The sequence below is a fragment of the Halostella sp. PRR32 genome (genome assembly GCF_034808085.1).
GTDB lineage: Archaea > Halobacteriota > Halobacteria > Halobacteriales > Natronoarchaeaceae > Halostella > Halostella pelagica.
On the sequence record NZ_JAXHGL010000031.1, the window covers coordinates 1 to 379 of the forward strand.

A 379-nucleotide genomic window follows, 5' to 3' on the forward strand; every position below is an offset into this window, starting at 1 on the left:
GAATCTCCATCTTGTTTAAGGGTGATTTGTTCATTGTTTACGGATACCTGTGGATAGCCATTAACTCTTGATGGTTTCATGGTAACTTCAACACTTTCTCCTTGGGTTACTGGGGTGGAAACAACAATTTTCACTTCCTTGGTGTTATCTCCAGCACTGCTTTGACGTGTAAGAACAACGTAGTTTTCGAGTTCCTGTTTGAGTTGTTCCTCAACAGAAGAGAATGAGTCGTCAGATGATCTCAATGGAATGTATTGTAAAACAACAGACCAGTAGTTGCTCAAAGTGAGTGGGTATTCAGATCCATCGAAAGCATAAGCTTCAGTCTTGTCCATTGTACAGATTGGTTTGTAAGTCTGTGTGCCGTACAATTTTCCTT

At 40.4% G+C, this 379-nt stretch carries 1 protein-coding gene; it reads right to left on the reverse strand.

What is annotated here, in order from left to right; genetic code table 11:
• Nucleotides 1-335 (reverse strand): hypothetical protein (locus tag SM753_RS20265; protein ID WP_323192891.1); only part of this gene is annotated, 335 nt, incomplete at its 3' end.
• Between the last annotated feature and the right edge of the window lie 44 nt (nucleotides 336-379).